This is a genomic window from Qipengyuania sp. JB2-7, assembly GCF_055693485.1.
This window is the reverse complement of the sequence record NZ_CM146335.1, coordinates 101,954-120,914: the sequence shown is the minus strand read 5'-3', so window position 1 is coordinate 120,914 and position 18,961 is coordinate 101,954. Positions and strand designations below refer to the sequence as shown.

15 protein-coding genes are annotated in these 18,961 nt (G+C 56.8%); 11 read left to right on the top strand and 4 right to left on the bottom strand.

The window, feature by feature from the left end; genetic code table 11:
- The first annotated feature begins 50 nt into the window (after positions 1–50).
- The 3 genes from ACZ1GM_RS00550 to ACZ1GM_RS00540 are packed head-to-tail and all read left to right on the top strand — an operon-like array spanning position 51 to position 2,280.
- Positions 51–935, top strand: coding sequence for a DUF1295 domain-containing protein (locus tag ACZ1GM_RS00550; RefSeq protein WP_472677281.1), 885 nt, complete (start codon positions 51–53; stop codon positions 933–935).
- Between the two features lie 47 nt (positions 936–982).
- Positions 983–1,561 carry a TIGR04282 family arsenosugar biosynthesis glycosyltransferase gene (locus tag ACZ1GM_RS00545; RefSeq protein ID WP_472677280.1) on the top strand — a complete coding sequence of 193 codons (579 nt, stop codon included), beginning with the start codon at positions 983–985 and terminating at the stop codon, positions 1,559–1,561.
- Positions 1,558–2,280: a glycosyltransferase gene (locus ACZ1GM_RS00540; protein WP_472677279.1), complete on the top strand. Its 723-nt coding sequence runs from the start codon at positions 1,558–1,560 to the stop codon at positions 2,278–2,280. Before ACZ1GM_RS00545 ends, ACZ1GM_RS00540 begins: the two co-directional genes overlap by 4 nt.
- 133 nt (positions 2,281–2,413) lie before the next feature.
- Here ACZ1GM_RS00540 and ACZ1GM_RS00535 read toward each other — a convergent pair whose 3' ends face one another.
- A complete protein-coding gene (locus tag ACZ1GM_RS00535) occupies positions 2,414–3,448 on the bottom strand; it encodes an SDR family oxidoreductase (protein WP_472677278.1) in 1,035 nt (344 codons plus the stop codon).
- Positions 3,442–4,497, bottom strand: coding sequence for a methyltransferase domain-containing protein (locus ACZ1GM_RS00530; RefSeq protein ID WP_472677277.1), 1,056 nt, complete (start codon positions 4,495–4,497; stop codon positions 3,442–3,444). The genes ACZ1GM_RS00535 and ACZ1GM_RS00530 overlap by 7 nt, the downstream gene beginning before the upstream one ends.
- A 99-nt stretch (positions 4,498–4,596) precedes the next feature.
- On the opposite strand from ACZ1GM_RS00530, the gene ACZ1GM_RS00525 reads away from it, so the two are divergent.
- Both ACZ1GM_RS00525 and ACZ1GM_RS00520 read left to right on the top strand, forming a co-directional pair.
- Entirely contained in the window at positions 4,597–6,015 is a 1,419-nt protein-coding gene (locus tag ACZ1GM_RS00525; RefSeq protein ID WP_472677276.1) for a dihydrolipoyl dehydrogenase family protein, read from the top strand.
- Positions 6,012–7,019, top strand: a complete 1,008-nt coding sequence (locus ACZ1GM_RS00520; RefSeq protein WP_472677275.1) for a radical SAM protein — start codon at positions 6,012–6,014, stop codon at positions 7,017–7,019. Before ACZ1GM_RS00525 ends, ACZ1GM_RS00520 begins: the two co-directional genes overlap by 4 nt.
- 248 nt (positions 7,020–7,267) lie before the next feature.
- Here ACZ1GM_RS00520 and ACZ1GM_RS00515 read toward each other — a convergent pair whose 3' ends face one another.
- Entirely contained in the window at positions 7,268–7,954 is a 687-nt protein-coding gene (locus ACZ1GM_RS00515; protein ID WP_472677274.1) for a queuosine precursor transporter, read from the bottom strand.
- Positions 7,955–8,102: 148 nt separating this feature from the next.
- Here ACZ1GM_RS00515 and ACZ1GM_RS00510 point away from each other — a divergent pair, with 148 nt between their 5' ends.
- From ACZ1GM_RS00510 to ACZ1GM_RS00495, 4 genes are all read left to right on the top strand, one after another.
- On the top strand, positions 8,103–9,434 hold the full coding sequence (locus tag ACZ1GM_RS00510) for a NupC/NupG family nucleoside CNT transporter (protein ID WP_472677273.1): 1,332 nt from the start codon (positions 8,103–8,105) through the stop codon (positions 9,432–9,434).
- Positions 9,435–9,444: 10 nt separating this feature from the next.
- Positions 9,445–10,374 carry an isopenicillin N synthase family dioxygenase gene (locus tag ACZ1GM_RS00505; RefSeq protein ID WP_472677272.1) on the top strand — a complete coding sequence of 310 codons (930 nt, stop codon included), beginning with the start codon at positions 9,445–9,447 and terminating at the stop codon, positions 10,372–10,374.
- Between the two features lie 258 nt (positions 10,375–10,632).
- Positions 10,633–12,945, top strand: a complete 2,313-nt coding sequence (locus ACZ1GM_RS00500) for a TonB-dependent receptor (RefSeq protein ID WP_472677271.1) — start codon at positions 10,633–10,635, stop codon at positions 12,943–12,945.
- Complete coding sequence (locus ACZ1GM_RS00495) at positions 12,857–14,110, top strand: hypothetical protein (RefSeq protein WP_472677270.1); 1,254 nt, start codon at positions 12,857–12,859, stop codon at positions 14,108–14,110. The genes ACZ1GM_RS00500 and ACZ1GM_RS00495 overlap by 89 nt, the downstream gene beginning before the upstream one ends.
- A 75-nt stretch (positions 14,111–14,185) precedes the next feature.
- On the opposite strand, the gene ACZ1GM_RS00490 is transcribed toward ACZ1GM_RS00495, so the two are convergent.
- Positions 14,186–16,966, bottom strand: coding sequence for an ATP-binding protein (locus ACZ1GM_RS00490; protein ID WP_472677269.1), 2,781 nt, complete (start codon positions 16,964–16,966; stop codon positions 14,186–14,188).
- Positions 16,967–17,093: 127 nt separating this feature from the next.
- Here ACZ1GM_RS00490 and ACZ1GM_RS00485 point away from each other — a divergent pair, with 127 nt between their 5' ends.
- Both ACZ1GM_RS00485 and ACZ1GM_RS00480 read left to right on the top strand, forming a co-directional pair.
- Positions 17,094–17,834 carry a hypothetical protein gene (locus ACZ1GM_RS00485; protein WP_472677268.1) on the top strand — a complete coding sequence of 247 codons (741 nt, stop codon included), beginning with the start codon at positions 17,094–17,096 and terminating at the stop codon, positions 17,832–17,834.
- A 55-nt stretch (positions 17,835–17,889) separates the two neighbouring features.
- Positions 17,890–18,936 carry a mannose-1-phosphate guanylyltransferase gene (locus ACZ1GM_RS00480; RefSeq protein ID WP_472677267.1) on the top strand — a complete coding sequence of 349 codons (1,047 nt, stop codon included), beginning with the start codon at positions 17,890–17,892 and terminating at the stop codon, positions 18,934–18,936.
- The last annotated feature ends 25 nt before the right edge of the window (positions 18,937–18,961 follow it).

Here is an 18,961-nt window from a genome sequence, read left to right as displayed (position 1 = left end):
TGAGCGAGACAGATACTGTGGTGCAGCCCACCGCTTTTCAGGGAGCCGCTATGGCAAGCGCAAAAAAGAAGATGATCAGCCTGACAGTTGCAGCTGTCGTGACAACGCTGGGGCTGGCTTTCGCTTATTACGCAGGCATCAATGGAAAGACCGCGTTCGGCTATCCGATTTTCTTCGTCTGCGCATTGGTCGCTTTTGCGGTGAACTGGATTGCCTTTGTGCCCGCCGCAATTGCTCAACAAGAAAAGTATTATGACCTTGTTGGTTCGCTGACCTATCTTTCGATCATCGCGGTCGCCTCCTATCTCTCGGCGCCACTTGATTGGAGGGCGATAGTCGCTGCGGCGATGGTCGCGACATGGGCCGCCCGCCTCGGTGGTTTCCTGTTCATGCGAGTGGGAAAGTCAGGTGGCGACAGCCGGTTCGACCAAATCAAGACCAATCCGACACGTTTCTTCACCGCGTGGACTCTGCAGGCGCTCTGGGCCACGGTCAGCGCGTCGGCGGCGATTGTGATTATCTCATCAGCTGAGCGTGTGCCATTGGATGTATTTTTCTGGGCCGGCGCCGTGGTTTGGCTGGCTGGTTTCACTATCGAGGTCGCTGCCGATTGGCAGAAGTCCGCGTTTAAGGAAGACCCGTCGAACAAAGGTGATTTTATCAATACCGGCCTATGGAAATGGTCGCAGCACCCCAACTATTTTGGCGAGATAACCTTGTGGGTTGGCATTCTGATTATGGCGTGGCCACTCTTGTCGAGCACAGGTTATCTGGTCATTGCATCGCCGGTGCTGATCTATCTGCTGCTAACGAAAATTAGCGGTATCAACCTGCAGGAAAAGCAGGGCAAAGAGCGCTGGGGTGATGACCCAGAATATCAGGCGTACAAGAAGAACACGCCGAAGCTTATACCGATGCCCCCTAAAAGCAGCTGAGCAGTTTGGGTTGATCCCGCTAGCGCTTGCGTTAACGCGGGCACAGCATGACTGATCCGACTGTTACGATATTTGCACGCTGGCCAGAGCCGGGGAAAGCCAAAACACGGTTAATCCCGGGACTTGGCGCAGAGGGCGCAACTGCTGTTTACCGAAAGCTGTTAGAGCATACCGTGCGCGAGGCGCGGGCGAGTGGTTTGCCGGTGGAGTTGCGCGTGACTGGCGGCGCGGCAGAAGCGTTTCACGGCTGGTTGGGTCACGATCTGGCGTTGGTTGATCAAGGCGATGGCGATCTGGGTGCCAAGCTCGCTCGCGTGCCGACGCCTACGCTGCTGATTGGGAGCGATTGCCCGCGATTGAGCGCGAATATTTTGCGCCAAGCTGCCACCGCCCTGCACTCTAATCCTGCGGTCATCGGCCCGGCCAATGATGGCGGATACTATCTGCTGGGTCTCGCGCGTCCGATGCCATTTCTGTTCAACGATATGCCATGGAGCACGGCAGAGGTTTTGCCTGAGACGCTTCGCCGATTGGCGCTGCATGAGCTAAAGCCAACGGTGCTTGAAGCGCTTGACGATATCGACACGCCCGAAGACGTCGCGCGCTATCCGGAGTTCGAACCTTGAGCGTCACCGTTCTCATCCCCACGCTCAATGAAGAAACTGCGCTGCCCATATTGGCGGCGCGGTTGGTGGAACTTGATCCTAAGCCAACGGAGATATTGCTCGTCGATGGCGGCAGCGAGGATGCAACTGTGAGCGTGGCAGAGGAGGCCGGTTGGCGTGTGCTTTCAGCAGAACGTGGCCGTGCCTTGCAGATCAACGCAGGCGTCGCGGCGGCGCGCGGGGACAAGGTGGTGGTGTTGCACGCCGATACATTGCCACCTGACGATATGGTCCAGGTGATTGAGGATACTCTGAGCGATAACCGTATTGCGCTGGCCAGTTTTACGCCGCTCATCAAAGGGCCGGAGAAGACGCGCTGGGGCACTACATTCCATAACTGGATCAAGACCTGGTACGCCCCGCTGCTCACCCGTCCGCATCATTTTGCGCGCGGAGTGAGGTTGCTGTTTGGCGACCACGCGATGTTTTTTCGCAGGGCGGATTTCTTGAGCGTCGATGGCTGCACGCCAAGCGATGCAGTGATGGAGGAGGCGGATCTATGTGTGAAATTCGCGACGCTTGGCCGGACCAAACTGGTGCCGCGCTGGGTTGAGACATCTGATCGCCGGATCGCCGAATGGGGGCCTTTCAGGGCAAACTGGATCTACTTCAAAGTCGGAATGCTATGGACGTTTGGCCTGCGAAAACGGATGGCCGAGCATTATCCTGATGTGAGGTAGTGCAAGGTTTTTGCTTCATATCGTCTCGTCATTGCGAGCGGAGCGAAGCAATCTAGAATGCTGCGTTCCGGGTCTGCACGGTTAGGACACTGGATTGCTTCGTCGCTTTGCTCCTCGCAATGACGGTTAAACTCTAGGCCCTTTGCTGAACTGGTGCGGCGAGAAACTCTGCCTCAATGCAATAGTCGATCAGGCGACGCACAAAAGCTTCACCGGTCTTGGGGCAGCCATAGCCGCTTAGGGCGCGAAATTGCGCACCATCAAAATGCGGGTCACGCTGGAAATAGCTGGCGTAGAGTCCTGCCACGCGCCGAAATAGTCGGCGTTCGAGTGCCGGAAGCATGCTGGGATCGAAGTCCTGCGGTGGCACCAACTCCGGCTCGTGAAAATGCGGGTACGCGCCAATAACGCCGGTAAATTTCTCTACGGGTAGAGGCTGACCTGAAACGAGGTGGTAGGTCTTGCCCTTCGCCCGCTCCATATCACCCGCAATGGTGACGATCCCGCCCGCGACATGATCAATCGGGACAAAGTCGAGCGTTGCACCAGCACGCGCCGGCATGTGCCGCACACGCCCCTCTGCGATGAGCTTGAACGCGGCGTAGGTGGTGTCGAATTGGCGGATTGTGCCCGCTTCATGCGCGCCGACCACAATGGATGGTCGCGCGATGGCCCAGTCAAGATTGCTTGCTTGGACTAACCGTTCGCCTGCCGCTTTGCTGGCTTCATAGCCGTTAGCGAAGCCTGTATCGGGCAGCGCGTCGCTCTCAGTGATCACGCCATCGCGCGTGCCGCACACATAGGCCGTGCTGACATGCAGAAACGCCATATGGCCCGCGCTTGCGAGAGCCAGCGCATTGGCCGTTCCGCCAACATTGACTGCCTGATAATCCGCCTCGGCCAGGTCGAACCGCACGGTCGCGGCGCAATGGATCAGCAGATCATGAGCATCGCCAATCGCGGCGAATTCTTCCGCGTCCCAACCAAAGCGTTCCTGCGAAACATCGCCGCTGATCGTGCGCGCAACCGCCACTGCTGATCTGTCATTGGCGCGAATATCGTGATTGCGATGGACGAGCGCGGTGACACTGTGCCCGGCAGCAACCAGACGCGCGCATACTTCCCCGCCGACCAACCCGGCGGCGCCTGTAACCAGAATGTTCAGCAACAGGGTGCTGCCGTCTCTTCAGGGTCTCCACCAGTGGCACCGAAAGGCACGGAGATACCACAATCTGGGAACACGCCATAATGCGTGCTGAAGTCGCCGAGGAACTCGAAATGCTCGGCAAAGCGCGTGTCGGCCAGCATCTTCCAGCTATTACCGCAAATCGGGAAAATGCGTCCCTTTTCTATATGATGATGCCCATCCAGGCTAAAGACCCGCTCTTGCCCCGCAACCGTGCCTTTGTAGCGTACGGCCTGCCCATAGTCCTCACACTGCATTTCGAGGGTTGGTAATTTGAACAGACGATAGGTTGCGGAATGGAAATCGATCCCGGCAAGTTTCTGCGCGATAACCCGGTCATTGATTTCGAGCGGGCGGCTGGTCACCAAGCGTGGATCAGTGAAACCAGCTTTTTTCGCATGATCGACGAAGTCACCCCAATAGAGCGCACCTGATAGGCATTCGCCATGTAGCACAGCATCGTTGCGCAGTTCTTCTGGCACGCGCCGCTCTGAATACACGTCCGAGAAGTACAGCTCGCCGCCTTCCTTCAACAGCTTGAACGCAGCTTTGAACACCGCCTCTTTGTCCGCCACCAGATTGATCACGCAGTTGGACACGACCACATCGAAATGCCCTTCCGGCAGATCGAGCTGGTCCAGCTTCTCAATATCGCCCTCGACGAAGGCGACATTCGATTTGGCATAACCGAAGCGTTCGCGGTGCCATTCCTCATGCTCGCGTGCGACAGCGAGCTGTTCGGGCGTTGTATCGACCCCGGTGACGGAGCCATGTTCGCCGACAAGCTGCGCCAGCAAATACGCGTCTTGCCCGCTACCGGACCCCAGATCGAGGATATGGCACCCCTCAATCGCTTGTGGTGCGACCAGGCCGCAGCCGTAATAGCGCGCCTTCACCTCCTCGTGGACGTTGCGTAAAGCGTTGAGGATTTCCGTTGGTGGTGCCTCGGTCGTGCAGCAAGCATCGGTTTTGAGATCATCAGATCCCTGCAGGACTTTGCCGTAGTAATCCCGGCTGTTTTCAATATTCATGTAACGATGCGGCCTTTCGCGGCGAATGAGATCGTGGATGCGACCCATGAGTCAGAGGTTAGTTCGCATTTCCACGAAATTAGGTTACGGGGCAAGACCATGAAATTCTCCCATGATGTTATTGTGATAGGTGGCGGGGCTGCTGGCCTGACTGCTGCGGGTGGTTGCGCGCTTTTTGGCCTCAAAACAGTGCTGATCGAGGCCAACCATATGGGCGGCGAATGCCTCAACAATGGCTGCGTTCCGTCAAAGGCGCTAATCACAGCGGCGAAACGCGCGGTCGAGGCGCGCGTGACCGAGCGCCATGGCGTCACTCTAGCTGAGCCCAAAGTCGAATGGACCGGCGTGCACAAATTCGTGCACGACGCGATTGCCGAGATTGCTCCGCATGATTCGCAGGAACGGTTTGAAGAGATGGGCTGCGAAGTCATTCGCGATTGGGCGCGGGTGACGGGCAAGCACTCCGTCGAAGTTGGTGGACGGACGCTCACTGCGCCGCGCATCGTGGTTGCGACTGGATCAAAGCCGTTTGTCCCGCCCATCGATGGCATTGGTGATGTGCCATACCTGACGAATGAGAACCTTTTTGATCTGACCGAACAGCCTGGGCACCTGATCATTATCGGTGGCGGCGTGATCGGCATGGAGATGGCGCAAAGCTTCCGCCGGTTGGGCAGCGCGGTGACCGTGATCAATCCCGGCGCGCTGATGGGTCGGGATGATCCAGACTCTGTCGCGGTGGTGGCGGAAACGATGGCCGATGAGGGGGTCGTTTTCGTTGATGGCAAGGCAACCAAAGTCGAAGGTGCGGCAGGCGCGATCTCAGTTCATGTCGATAATGGCGACACACTGTCAGGTAGTCATCTATTGGTCGCCGTTGGCAGGCAAGCCAATGCCACGGGTTTCGGCTTGGAAGAGCTCGGCGTCGAAATGGCGCGCAATGGGATCAAGGTCGACGCGCGGCGGCGCAGTTCAATCAAGTCGATCTACGCAATCGGCGATTGCCGCGATGGCCCACGCCTGACCCATGTGTCGGGTTATGAAGGGTCAAACGTGGCACTCGAAATCACCACCGGTCTACCGACGAAAGTCGATTGGGCGGCGCTGCCCTGGTGTACATATACCGATCCAGAAGTGGCGCAGATCGGCATGACCGAGAAAGAGGCCCGCGAGGCGCACGGCGATGCGATCACCGTGGTCAAAGAAGGGTTCGATCACAATGAACGCGCCATCGCAGAAGGCGCGACCAAGGGGCATATGAAAGTCATCCTCAAAGGCAAGAAAGTGCTCGGCGCGAGCATTGTCGGCAAGGGAGCGGGCGAACTTCTGCTGCCGCTGACACAATCGATCACAGGGAAGACCAGCACCTTCGCGCTGGGCTCTGCCGTGATCAGCTATCCGACGCGCAGCGAGATCACCAAGGCGGTTGCTTTTGCCGCGTGGGAGCCGACCGTTTTCGGCTCCTTACCGAAAAAGTATGTGGCCTTTGTCGCCAAGCTGCGCCGGATGTTTGCATGAGTGAGAGCCAAACTGCGTCGCGCAGTAAAACCCGCAATGCACCTGTTGGACCATCACCATTCGCGATTGAGGCGGCGCCTCTTCCGCGCGAGAAGTTCGCTGATCTTAGATGGACCGCCAAGGGCGAGCCCCGCGCATCGGTGCCGCTTACCAAGCTTGATACGCTGTGGTTCAACACGGGCACGCTGTGTAATCTGGCTTGTACCAACTGCTATATTGAAAGCAGCCCGACCAATGACGCGTTGGTCTACATCAACGCCGTCGATATTGCGCGTTATCTGGATGAGATTGAGCGTGACAATCTGGCCACGCGCGAGATCGGTTTTACCGGCGGCGAACCTTTCATGAACCCTGAGTTCGTGACGATGCTCACCGATGTGCTGGAACGCGGGTTTGAGGCCCTGGTCCTCTCGAACGCGATGAAGCCCATGCGTCGCTATGAAAGCGAACTGCTCGATCTGAAAGAACGCTTTGGCAACAAACTTACCATGCGCATCAGCCTCGATCATCACACGCAACCGGTTCACGATGCGGAACGCGGCGCAGGCGCATGGAATGGCGGCATGGATGGCCTTCGCTGGCTGTCTGAAAATGGCTTTTCACTGGCAGTGGCGGGGCGAATGTTGCCGCATGAGACCGATGCAGAAGGGCGCCGACACTACGCGGCAATGCTGGAACGCGAAGGCATAGCGATAGATGCGAGCGATCCGATGCGGCTGGTACTGTTTCCCGAGATGGACGCAGGCAAAGACATCGCTGAGATTACGACCGCGTGCTGGAGCATCCTGAACAAATCACCGAACGATGTGATGTGTTCGGCCAGCCGGATGGTCGTGCATCGCAAGGGTGAGCCGGCGCCGCGCGTCGCGGCATGTACTCTGCTTCCCTATGAGGCGGATTTCGATTTGGGCGACACACTGGCCGAGGCCTCGCAGCATGTAGCGCTTAACCACCCGCATTGCGCGCGGTTTTGTGTGCTTGGCGGGGCCAGCTGTTCTGCGTGAGTTTTGTTTCCGCAGCACCTCCGTGCTGCGATATCCTCGCGACTTGCGGACAAGTCCGCGCCGCTGCGGACGGCCTTTGGCCTTGCGGTCACCTAGTCGTTGACCGTGCTTCGCGACTAAATCAGCAGTATTGGCCGGGAATAGTCCGGCGAGCGAGTAGCGAGCCGCAAGGGCGTCTGCCCGTCGCGCCGAATGGCGCGGAAGCCTAAGTGAGCGGACGCGAACGCCGGCGCTTGAGGCTAAAAAAACTACTCCCTACTATCCAGCCACTTCGCCAACGCAACGCCGCCGGTAATCAAGAACGGCACCAGCACAAAGCTGAGCGTGACCTTGGCGATGACCTGACCAATTAGCAGGTCAGTAATGTCGAACTGTCCATAAAACGCCAATGTGATGAAGATCACCGAATCGATTGCTTGGCTTAGCGCGCTGGCAATTGCGCCGCGGATCATCAGGCCCAAAGTATTGCCTTCGCCCGACCCCGCCAGTTTGGAGAAAATCCATACATTGAGCAGCAGCGATGTGATGTAGGCGAACGGACCCGCCATCAAAATGCGTGGGGTTTGACCAAGCACGGTTTCGAATGCAGCGAGGTCACCGCTGCGAAACTCGGTCATTTCTGGCGAAGGCGGCAGCCCCAGCACCAAAAATATCAACGCAGCCGACAGCGCCAGGGGAATGAAGCCGAACCAGACCAAACGGTTTGCGGTCGCCTTGCCATAGAGCTGGGCGATCGTGCTCGACACGACAACGAGAAGCAGAAATGGGAATATACCGGCCTCAACCGCAAGATTGCTTGGCCATAACTGAACCTGTTTGAATGCAACGACCCCCGCCAGCACGGTCATCCCGCCATAGATCAGCAAAAAGAGAAACAAACCCCGCGGGAAAGATGGTGGCTGTACGTCGCTCTGCGGCGTGGTCTCGTCAGTCATGGCAAATCATGGCCTTTGGCTTGGTGCGTAAACAGGTCTTCGCGCATCAGAAATTGACTAAAGGGCGCGTCCGCGCAAGACAGCGGTTCGATTCATCCGCAGCCATCATCGCCGGGATCGGGCGGGCGCGGAACTATTGAGGGGTATCATGCCACCATTTCTGACGAGCCTTTTGGGCATTGCCGCAATTCTGCTGATCGCGTTTCTGCTGTCGACTGGCAAGAAACGGATCAAACCGCGCGTTGTCGGCGCAGCCTTCGCGTTGCAAGCGCTCATGGCGTTATTGGTTCTACGCACTCCCTTCGGCGTCAGTGCAATTCAGTTTCTTTCCGATGGCGTGATTGCGCTGCTCGATTATTCCAAAGTCGGGATCGAGGCGGTGTTTGGCTCTATGGACGCTAACCCGTTTGCCAGCACATTTGTGATCGCGGCATTGCCAGTGATCGTGTTTTTCGCGGCGATTGTTTCGATCCTCTATCATTGGGGCATCATGCAGCGATTGGTGCGCTGGGTCGGCGGTGCGATTGGCTGGATTACCGGGATCAGCAAAGTCGAGGCTTTGGGCAGCGCGGCCAACATTTTTGTCGGTCAGTCGGAAAGCCCGCTGGTTGTGCGGCCTTATCTGGCTGCACTCACACCTAGCCGCCTGTTCACTCTCATGAGTGTCGGCATGGCCGGTGTCGCGGGAACAATTCTGGCGGCATATGCGAGTTTCATTGGGTCGGAAGCTGTGCCGTTTCTGTTGGCTGCGGCGTTTATGTCAGCGCCGGGCGGTATCCTGATGGCAAAGATCATCATGCCAGATGATGAAAGCGAGCTGGCGCGCGACGCGGCGGAACTGTCTGAAATTGTGTTGCCCGATGCACGGATCAGCGCAGAAGGCCCCGGCTCTTTGGTTGAAGGAGGCAAAGCCCCGGAAGTCGAGGTAGCCGAAACATTTGAGGAAGGGCACAAGCCCGCCAACGTCATCGAGGCGGCTGCGCAAGGTACGCAAACCGGCGTGAAGCTGGCGGTGGCAGTGGGCGCGATGGTCATGGTGTTTGTTGCTCTTGTCGCGCTCGCCAACGGCATTCTTGGTGGGATTGGCGGCTGGTTTGGCTATCCTGATGTCAGCTTTCAGCAATTGCTTGGTTTTGTATTCGCGCCCGTCATGTTCCTTATCGGGATTGCCGACTGGAATCAGGCGCAGGTCGCCGGTGGCCTGTTTGGTACCAAGATCGTCCTCAATGAGTTCGTGGCCTTCATCGATCTGGGCGCAATGCAAGCGGGCGAGTTGACCGAACGTAGTCGTGCCATCGTAACCTTTGCGCTGTGTGGTTTTGCCAATTTCTCATCCATCGCCATCCAGATGGCGGTGACTGGCGGGCTCGCTCCCAACCAGCGTCCGGTAATCGCGAAATTGGGCCTGCGCGCGCTGGCGGCGGGGTCGCTCGCCAATTTAATGAGCGCGGCACTGGCGGGCTTGTTCCTGCCGTACTAAATAGGCTGCCATGTCTGAAATTGCATCCGTATCGCTCGCTCGCCCGCTTGAAGAAATTGCTGATGAATTGGGCCAATCCTTTGCCGAATTTGGTTTCGGCGTGGTCCGGGATCACGGCATCCCGCAAGATCTCATTGATCGGGCAGAGGCACTGTCGAAACAGTTTTTTGCTCTGACTGACGAGGTGAAGCGAAAGTATAAGATCGAGGGCGGCGGCGGTGCGCGTGGCTACACCCCATTTGGCACAGAGAAAGCCAAAGACGCGAAGGTCCACGACCTGAAAGAGTTCTGGCATGTGGGGCGCAGCCTGCCTGAGGGCCATCCTTTGTCTGAGTTTATGGCGCCCAACATCTGGCCTGCAGAGGTTGATGGCTTTGAAGAGACATTCACTGAGCTTTATGCCGCGTTCGAGGAAGCGGGTGGCCGCGTTCTGGAGGCAATAGCGCTTCATCTCGGTTTGCCGCGGGAGTATTTCGCCGCGACAGTAGAGGATGGCAATTCGGTTATGCGGCTGCTGCGATACCCACCTTTGGAAGGTGCAGAAGCCGAGGGTGCGATTCGTGCTGCCGCGCATGGTGATATTAACACGATCACTTTGCTGCTTGGCGCTGAGGAAGCGGGTCTGGAGCTGCTCACAACCGAGGGAACATGGCACGCCGTTGGATCAGAAAGGGGCGCATTGGTCATCAATGTCGGTGACATGCTCGACCGGCTCACCAATGGGCGCTTGCGATCGACCACACACCGCGTAGTCAATCCGAAAGGAGAGGCAGCGTATCGCGCGCGATATTCGATGCCGTTTTTCCTGCATTTCCGGCCTGATTTTGTGATCGAAACACTGCCTCAATGCATTGATCCTGCGCAGCCGGACAATCACCCCGATCCGATTTCCAGCCATGATTTTTTGCAGCGACGGCTGCGCGAGATAAACCTCGCCTGAGTCGCCTAAGTGCCCCGATATCGTTGCGGGATATTCAGACTTTCCGTGAAAGTTTTGCGGCGTTGCCTTTTCGCCACAGGGTAAAACCCGTGGTTTTCTGCGGTTTTTGTGCGGTGCATCATAATGCTGTCCACATTGGTCAAAGGACCGTCTTGACTCTGTAACAAATCACTAGCTTGGCGGTGCCGTGCCCGTCTGCGCGGGTCCGAATCAAAACGCATTTGTTTCAAACTCTCCCGAGACGAAGGGGTCTTCTCGATGAAACTTAAGTATCTCCTCGCGGCATCTGCGGTCAGCCTGACCGCTGGTGCCATGGTGGCAACGCCTGCCGCCGCTCAGCAAATTACATCTGGCATCGAAGGTGATGTGACTGACGAAAGCGGCGCGCCACTTGCCGGCGCCGAAGTCACCATTACCGACACGCGGACTGGCCAAACGCGCACGCTGACAGCCGGCGATGATGGCGCCTTCCGCGTCGGCTCGCTTCCTCCCGGTGGCCCATACACAGTCACCGCGACTGCGGCGGGTTATGAGGGCCAGACCGTTGAGCAGCAGTTCATCAGCATTTCCGGTAACACCTCTTACAGCTTTTCACTCGCTTCAAGCGCTGCTGGCGCATCTGACAATGTGATCGTCGTCACCGGCGCACGTGCTGGCGCAACACAGCTGGCCGTTGGCCCTGGCACAGCGTTCGACACGGTAACGTTGGAAAACTTCCCGTCCATTACCCGCGACGTGCGCGACATCATCCGGATCGACCCGCGCGTAAGTCTTGAGCAGAGCAACGATGTCGACCGTATCTCGTGCCTTGGTGGCAACGACCGGACCAACACGTTCACCGTTGACGGCATCATTCAATCTGACGTTTTCGGCCTGAACGGTACGCCGTTTGCGGCGCGTAACTCGCTGCCGCTGCCATTTGACGTGGTTGAGCAGACTTCGGTTGAATTTGCGCCATTCGACGTTGAGTATTCCGATTTTACTGGTTGTTTGGTCAATGTCGTTACTAAGGCTGGTCAGAACGAGTTCTCCGGCTCAGCGTTCTACACCTATTTCGATGAAAGCCTGCAGAACGACGAAGTTGTGGACGCGGACGGCACCACCCGTGCTATCAATGCAGGCCGTGAAGAGCGTTGGGGTGCCACACTCTCAGGTCCAATCATTAAAGACCGTCTGTTCTTCTCGCTCGGTTATGAAGAAGTCAAAATTGCTGACGGTTTTAACCAGGGGCCTTTCGGTTCTGGCGCCGCGGATGAAGTTGAGTTTGTAACTCAGGCTCAATTTGATCGCTTCGCTCAAATCGCGCGTGACGTGTATGGCCAGGACATTGGCGGGCTTCCTGCCCAGCTTCCTGAAGGTAACGTGCGTTACTTTGGGCGTCTGGATGCTCAGATCAATGATCAGCACCGTCTTGAGGCGACCTATCAGCGTCTTGAAGAGACCAATGTTGAACAGGATGCTGGCGGCAACACCTTCACTGGTATCAACTCCTTCGAAGATGAGGGCACTGAGTCAGATTATTACTCAGTTCGTCTCTATTCCGATTGGACTGACACGATCTCCACTGAGCTTCGTCTCAGCCGCGCTGAAGTTGGTGATGTTCAGGGTCCGCTGGGCTTTAACGAAGCGCAAACTGACGATCCAACAGTGCGTCTCGTGGTCGGCTTCCCTAATGGCAGCAATGGCTTGATCCCTGATGGGGAAGATGGCGGCCTCGCTACTGGCCCCGGCATTTTCCGGTCGGCTAACCAGCTCGATACAAAGATTGATCAAGCACGCTTCGTTATGAATTTTGACGCTGGCGAAGGTCACTTCCTGAAGTTTGGCGCAGAGCTGAACGATCTCGAAGTGTTCAACCTGTTTGCGATCAACGCAACGGGTACGCTGTTCTTCAACGGTCTGGATGATTTCGAGCAGGGACTGCTGGCGAATAACACCGGCGGCGACTTTGACGGTCCAGACGACATCATCTCCGGTGATGCAGGCGGCGGCACCATCCGCACAGGCATCGACGGCGACATCAACAATGCCGCGGCACTGTTTAACCGCCGCATCTGGTCGTTCTTCGTTCAGGACGAATGGCAGGCGACTGACCAACTGAGCGTTAATGCCGGTGTTCGTATTCAGCTGTATGACGGCGATGCGCCACGTCCGAACCCACTGTTCCAGCAGCGTTTCGGTTTCACCAATTCCGTTTCGTTCAGCAAGACTGATCCTGTAATCCTGCCACGTCTTTCTGCGACGTATGAACTCGACAATGATGGCTTCCTCTCGAACAGTCGCTTGACTGGCGGCGTTGGCATCTTTGCGGGCGGTGATCCGGTCGTGTACTTCTCCAACGCGTTCTCGAACGATGGCTTTGCATCGGTGAATGGCAACACAGGGGATTGTGATCCTGCTGATCTTACGATTGATCCAGCTACCGGCCAGATCGATGTCGTAACGGGTGGCCAATTCACTGGCTTTCCACAGTGTGCGCTTAATGCAGGCGCGGTACGGAGCGACCGCGGGCGGCGGCGACCTTCAGTCAATCGCACCGGATTTCGACATTCCAACGGCTGTTCGTGCTAACCTCGGCTTCTCGAGTGACATCGGTACGGCAACCGGGTTCTTCTCGAACTGGAAAGTAAACCTCGATTACATCTACACGCGTTTCAATGACACGTTGAATGTGAACGATCTGGTTCAGGTGATCGATCCGAGCCTAGGCTTGAACGGGTTCACCGTCGACGGTCGTGAGCTGCGTCGTCCAATCGATCCACTTCGCGACGGTTGTAATGCGACATTTGTGACTGGTAATCCGCCGACCTTTGAAAACGTCACACCTGAGTGCTTCGGCACCAGTCTCGATGACTTTGTTCAGTTGAACAACGGGCCAAGCTTCGACAGCCACAACGCATCATTCATTCTGACTAAGCGTTTCAGTGAAGGTATCTTCACCGAAAACGGCAGCGTAAATGTGAATTTTGGCTATGCCTTCAGTGACAGTGAGCAGACGAACAACTTCCGCTCATCAACGGCAACGTCGACGATTGATAACTTCCCGGCGTTTAATCGGCAGAGCCCTGCTGTTTCGCAGTCGGGCTTTGAAACACGGCACAACTTTACTGCATCGATGTTCTTCCGCGAGGAATTCTTCGATGGGTATAGCACTGGTCTCGGCATCTTCTTCCGCGCGTCGGAAGGTCGTCCGTACAGCCTCGTTTTTGACGATGGCCGCCCGTTCTTCGACGATGCCAGTACGCGTGAGCAAAACGCTCTGCTGTACATCCCGACAGGCCTGAACGATCCTAACCTTTCACCAGATAGCGACCCGGCAGCAGTAACTGCGCTGTTGGCTGCTCTTAATGACGGAACCGGTGTTGTAAGCGACCTGAACTGTGACTTCACGCCTGGTGAATCCATTGCGCGAAACACATGCCGGAATGACTGGTTCTTCGACCTCGATTTCCGTCTCAGCCAGGAACTGCCATTCATTGGTAGTCTGACGGGGATCAAGGAAGATCGCGTCGAGGTGTTCGCGGACTTCTCGAATTTCCTGAACATGATCGACAGCGGCTGGAATGTTCGTCGTGCACTGGGCGGCTTTGATGGCCGGGTTGATCTGGTAGATGGTGCGTTTGATGATCAAGGTCGTTACGTCATAACGAACTTCAATCCATCAGCTGGTGAAGCGGACACGTTTGTCAACAACAGCATCTGGCGCATTCAGTTTGGCGTTCGTTACGAGTTCTAGTCTTGTAACATTGCGTCGGTTCGCGCTCTCAACGGTGTGATCCTACCACAGAAGCGGCGGCTCTCTAGTAATAGGCTAGGGGGCCGCCGTTTCCGTTTCGCCATAATCCGTTTCACTGGCGTTTGTTTTCTCCGCAACGTCTAGCGCCGCTATCGCCAACTCCCGGCACTTCTCAGCAGGCAGCCCACTCTTTAATGCGCGTTCCAAAATCGCCGCGCTTTCTCCGAACTCGGCTTCTCCAAAAGCCCCCGCGACGCCTGCAATCTTGTGCATGGTCCGGGCTAACTCGGCTGCTTCTGAACCGTGAAATTCACCCGTTTCCAATGCGTTCTCAATGCTGTCCAACGCGTCTGCGCGGCGAACCAGCCATTCGCTGATCAGGTCCGTTTCGTCGCTCAATTGCGGAGCATGTGAGTCGACCTCTCCGCACGCGCTATCCTCCGCAACGATGCGATGCGGCAGCCATCGGTTCAGCGCGCTTACGAGAGCATCAAACACAATCGGCTTCGACAGATGTGCTTGCATGCCCGCAATCTTGCTGGCCGTTATATCGTCAGCAAAGGCATTGGCGGTCAGCGCAAGGATGGGGAGGCGTTCCGGACCGATCCCAGCCGTGCGGATGGCTCGCGTCGCTTCGTATCCGTCGCACTCGGGCATCTGAATATCCATGAGTACCAAATCAAATGGTGCGTTTTGCCGCTCTGCTTGCAGGACACGCTCAATTGCCTGTTCTCCATCCTTCGCGATTTCAATCGAGACGCCGCATTGATCCAGCATGGCGCCAACCAGCATGCGGTTGACCTCATGATCTTCGGCCACAAGGATGCGCGCCGAGCTGGGTAGTTTTCCAATCAGGTTCGATTGCGTGTTCGCCTCGCTGGATATTGTGTCTTTCACCCGTTCCAGTGGCAGCTTTAGGGTGAAGCATGAACCAACACCGGGTTCGCTTTCCGCGACCAGGCTTCCCTCCAGCATTTCGGCCAATTGGCTGGAGATCGCGAGACCTAGCCCGGTTCCCCCGTATCTGCGGTCAATTGCGTCATCACCCTGAATAAAACGATCAAAAATATCCCGCAGGCGATCAGGCTCAATGCCTATGCCGGTATCCTTCACAGTGATCGCGTAATGCGCGCGATCGCTGTTGATCCCCACTTCAATCGAACCTTGCTGAGTAAATTTTGATGCATTGCCGATCAAGTTGAGCAAAATTTGGCGAAGTCGCTGCGCATCCCCCAGTACTTTACCAGGCATATTGGTATCGACCAAGAGATCGAGAGTGACACCGCGCTGCTCGATCTCTTCGCGATAAAGGTCACAACACTCCTCGGCCAGGCCAATGACATCGACTGGCCCTCGGACCACCTGCAACTCGCCAGCTTCAATTTTGGATAGGTCAAGAATATCATTGAGGATAGCCATCATTGAATGACCGGATTCGACAATAGTCTGCGCGAAGCGGGCCTCCCTGGTGGGCAAATCAGATTGCCGCAGCAACTCTGCAAACCCCAGAACACCGTTCATCGGCGTGCGAATTTCGTGGCTCATATTGGCAAGGAAGCGCGACTTGGCTCTAGCGGCTTGTTCCGCATTGGCGCGCGCATGACTCAGTTGTCGCTCAAGCAATACGCGTTTGGTGACGTTGCGGGCGCAAAAAATGATTCCTGCACGTGCGCCAGTTTCTGGGTGGCGAGCCAGGGCGCAGTCGGCCTCAAGATAGACCGGCTGTCCATTTTCGTCATCATGCAAGCGACGATAGGTTATGCGCTCATGCGTGCTCTCCCCATTGAGCAACTTTTGTTCGGCATAGCGTAGCGTTGCTGCGGCATCGGGGTGCAGGCGCTCGGTAACTCGCTGACCCACCAGTTCATGTAGAGGTCGCCCGAGAACGGCTTCGACTGAAGGCGAGCCGTATGTGCAAACCCCATCCTGATCGAGCCGCAGAACGGCATCAGTAATATTGGTTGTGAGCAAGGCTAGCCGTTCTTTTTGTTGTGCCAGCTCTTCGACCATAAGGCGGTTGCCATTGAGGACGGCAGACACGGGCAATCCGATTAGGAATGAGGCAGCCATGAATGCTTGAAGGATCAGCAGCTCGCCGCGATCATCCACGTCGGCCAAAGTGATGGGCCCTAAATCCAATGAAGTGAACACAATCGCAATCAATGCGATCTTCAGCGTTGCGAAGGCGGTCCCCAAACTGCCGAGCCTGAACGCAAACGCAACAACCAGCGGCGGGATCAGGAACAGCAGAGGGAAACTTGTTTGCGCAAAAACCGCGACCGACACTGCTGTGCTGAGCGCTGTGAGGGTAATCCAATCGACAAGGGTGTGCAGTGATGGACGATGTGGTTTTGACAGGGCATCAGCGACTATCAAAGCCGTGGGTGTGAGGATGAGCAGTGCCAGCCCGTCTGAAAGAACCCAAGTGCCCAGCTTTTGAGGGTTGAAACCGAATTGAATTGTTATCGCGATTTGCGCGATGGAAGCCGATGCTAGAGCTCCTGCCACAGCGGCAATCCCGGCAAAACGCGCCAGATGATCCAACCTTTGCATATCCGGTAGGTTGCCGCACAACTTACGAGCCAGATAGACAACCAGCACAATCTCTATGGTGTTTGCCAGCGAGAATATGAGCGCCGACAATACCGGGTCTTGATGGAGCAGGTTTGCCGTTATGTTGCCTAGCCATAGGCCAAGGAGGAATAGCGCTTCGTTGGCGATCCTCGCCCGCAAAAGGTAGGCGACAGCCAAGGCATTGGGCAACCAAACGGTGGCGACCCGCCCTCCACTGCGGGTTAATTCTATACTGAAGTAAGCAAGCGCGCCGAAGGCCAGACAGCCTAGAGCGGCAGCCACCAAGGACTTTCCGTGCTGCCCCAAGCGCGTAAGGTCTTGATCCTTTGAGGCGGATTGCGAGTTCATTTTGCCGTCAGTCCTTTTTGTGTTCTAGTAGGACGGATGGCTAAGGAGTTGCTTTAATCCAATGTCCGTAGATCACCGGGAAAATGTTCAGTTCAGCGCGCGAAAGCGTAAACCACGACCCGCGATTATCGTCTTGATCGTGGTTCTGCACATTGCCGCGCTGTATGCTTTGACTCGTGCACTCGCACCCAATGCGGTCCAGACGGTGGAAAGTGCTGTTGTGAGTGCGTTTACGGTGACAATCACCACACCGCCTGATCCGCCGGTAGAGCCGGAACCTGATGAGGGCGCAGCTGGTGACCCTGGCAAGGAAGCAGTTCCCAAGCCGGTTACGGCACCAACCCCTAGGCAGACTTTGCGCCCCGACCCACCTATGCCGCAGGCGTCCTCTACTGGGCAGGAAGTCAATTCTGGCGCACGCGCAGAGGGTGATGGCACTGGGGCGTCGGGGCCCGGAGCCGGGACGGGCAGCGGTCGAGGTGGTTCGGGTCAGGGCGGCGGCGCGGTCACTCGTCCGTCGGTGCGATCAGGCCAGATCAACTCCGCGCGCGATTTTCCCATTCCAAATGGTGGTCGTTCCATTCGTGAAGGGACATCCGTGACGGTGGTGTTCACCGTTGGCGTTGATGGCCGCGCATCAGGGTGCAGTGTGTCCCGGCCTGGCCCCGACCCGGCAACAAATGCCCTTGTCTGTCCGTTAGTGGTGGAGCGCATTCGCTTTAACCCGGCACGCGATGCTGATGGCAATGCTGTGCCGGCCCGTTATGGTTGGCGGCAGGATTTCTGCCGTGGCACCTGCTAGTAACATAGCCAACAAAAAAGTCGCATTGAGAGCCTAAGGAACTATGAGGGTCACTATGAGTTTGATCCATCCTGTTATCTTGTGTGGGGGTAGCGGTACGCGCCTCTGGCCGCTTAGCCGCAAGTCCGCGCCAAAGCCGTTTCTGAAGCTGCTCGGCGAGCGATCGTTGTTTCAACAAAGCCTCGACCGAGTGACTGATCCGAGTGTGTTTGCTGACCCCACCATCGTTGCAGGCGCGCAGCATGTTAAGCTGATTGAAGAGCAACTTGATGATCATGCAGGGGCGCAGATTATCGTGGAGCCATCGGCGAAGAATACTGCTCCCGCCATCGCTCTTGCCGCGCACGCGCTGCCCAGAGATGCTGTGATGCTGGTGTGTCCAAGCGACCATCATATTGCGGACGCGGCGGCGTTTCAGCGGGCTGCGGCGGATGCGGCGGCGCTAGCACGCGAAGGCCATCTGGTTTCATTGGGCATTTCGCCGACTGGGCCCGAAACTGGCTATGGATACATCAAGACCGGTCCTGCGCTAAGCGTAGGCAACGCAGTCGAACGCTTTGTTGAAAAGCCTGATCTTAAGCGCGCGGAGGCATTTCTCGCAGATGGCGGCTATGTGTGGAACGCAGGGATATTTGCATTTCGTGCTGATGCGTTTCTTACTGAACTGGAACGTCATCGCCCTAAGATGGCAGCATTGGTGAAGCAGGCCGCGGAAGGTTCGGGCGAGGCCGGTAGGCAACTTCATCCTGCGTCTGCGCCGTTTCGCGACATTGTCGGCGACTCAATTGACTATGCGGTCATGGAAAACACCGACCGTGCTGCGGTGGTCGCTGGCACGATGGGCTGGTCTGACATTGGCAATTGGCACGCTCTGATGGATGCGCGAGCACGGCTAGGTGACGCTGATGATAGCGGCAATGTTACACTTGGCTCGGTGGATTTGTCCGATTGCCGCAATGTCATGGTGCAAAGCGACGATGCGCGGGTATCGATTGTCGGTCTCGATAATGTTGTCGTCGTCGTTGACGGGGACGAGGTTCTAGTCACCTCAATCGAAGGGGCACAGAAGGTTGGGAAGCTGCCTGGGGCGAGCGGCCAATAGCAATGACAAACGGTGGCTCTGCGCC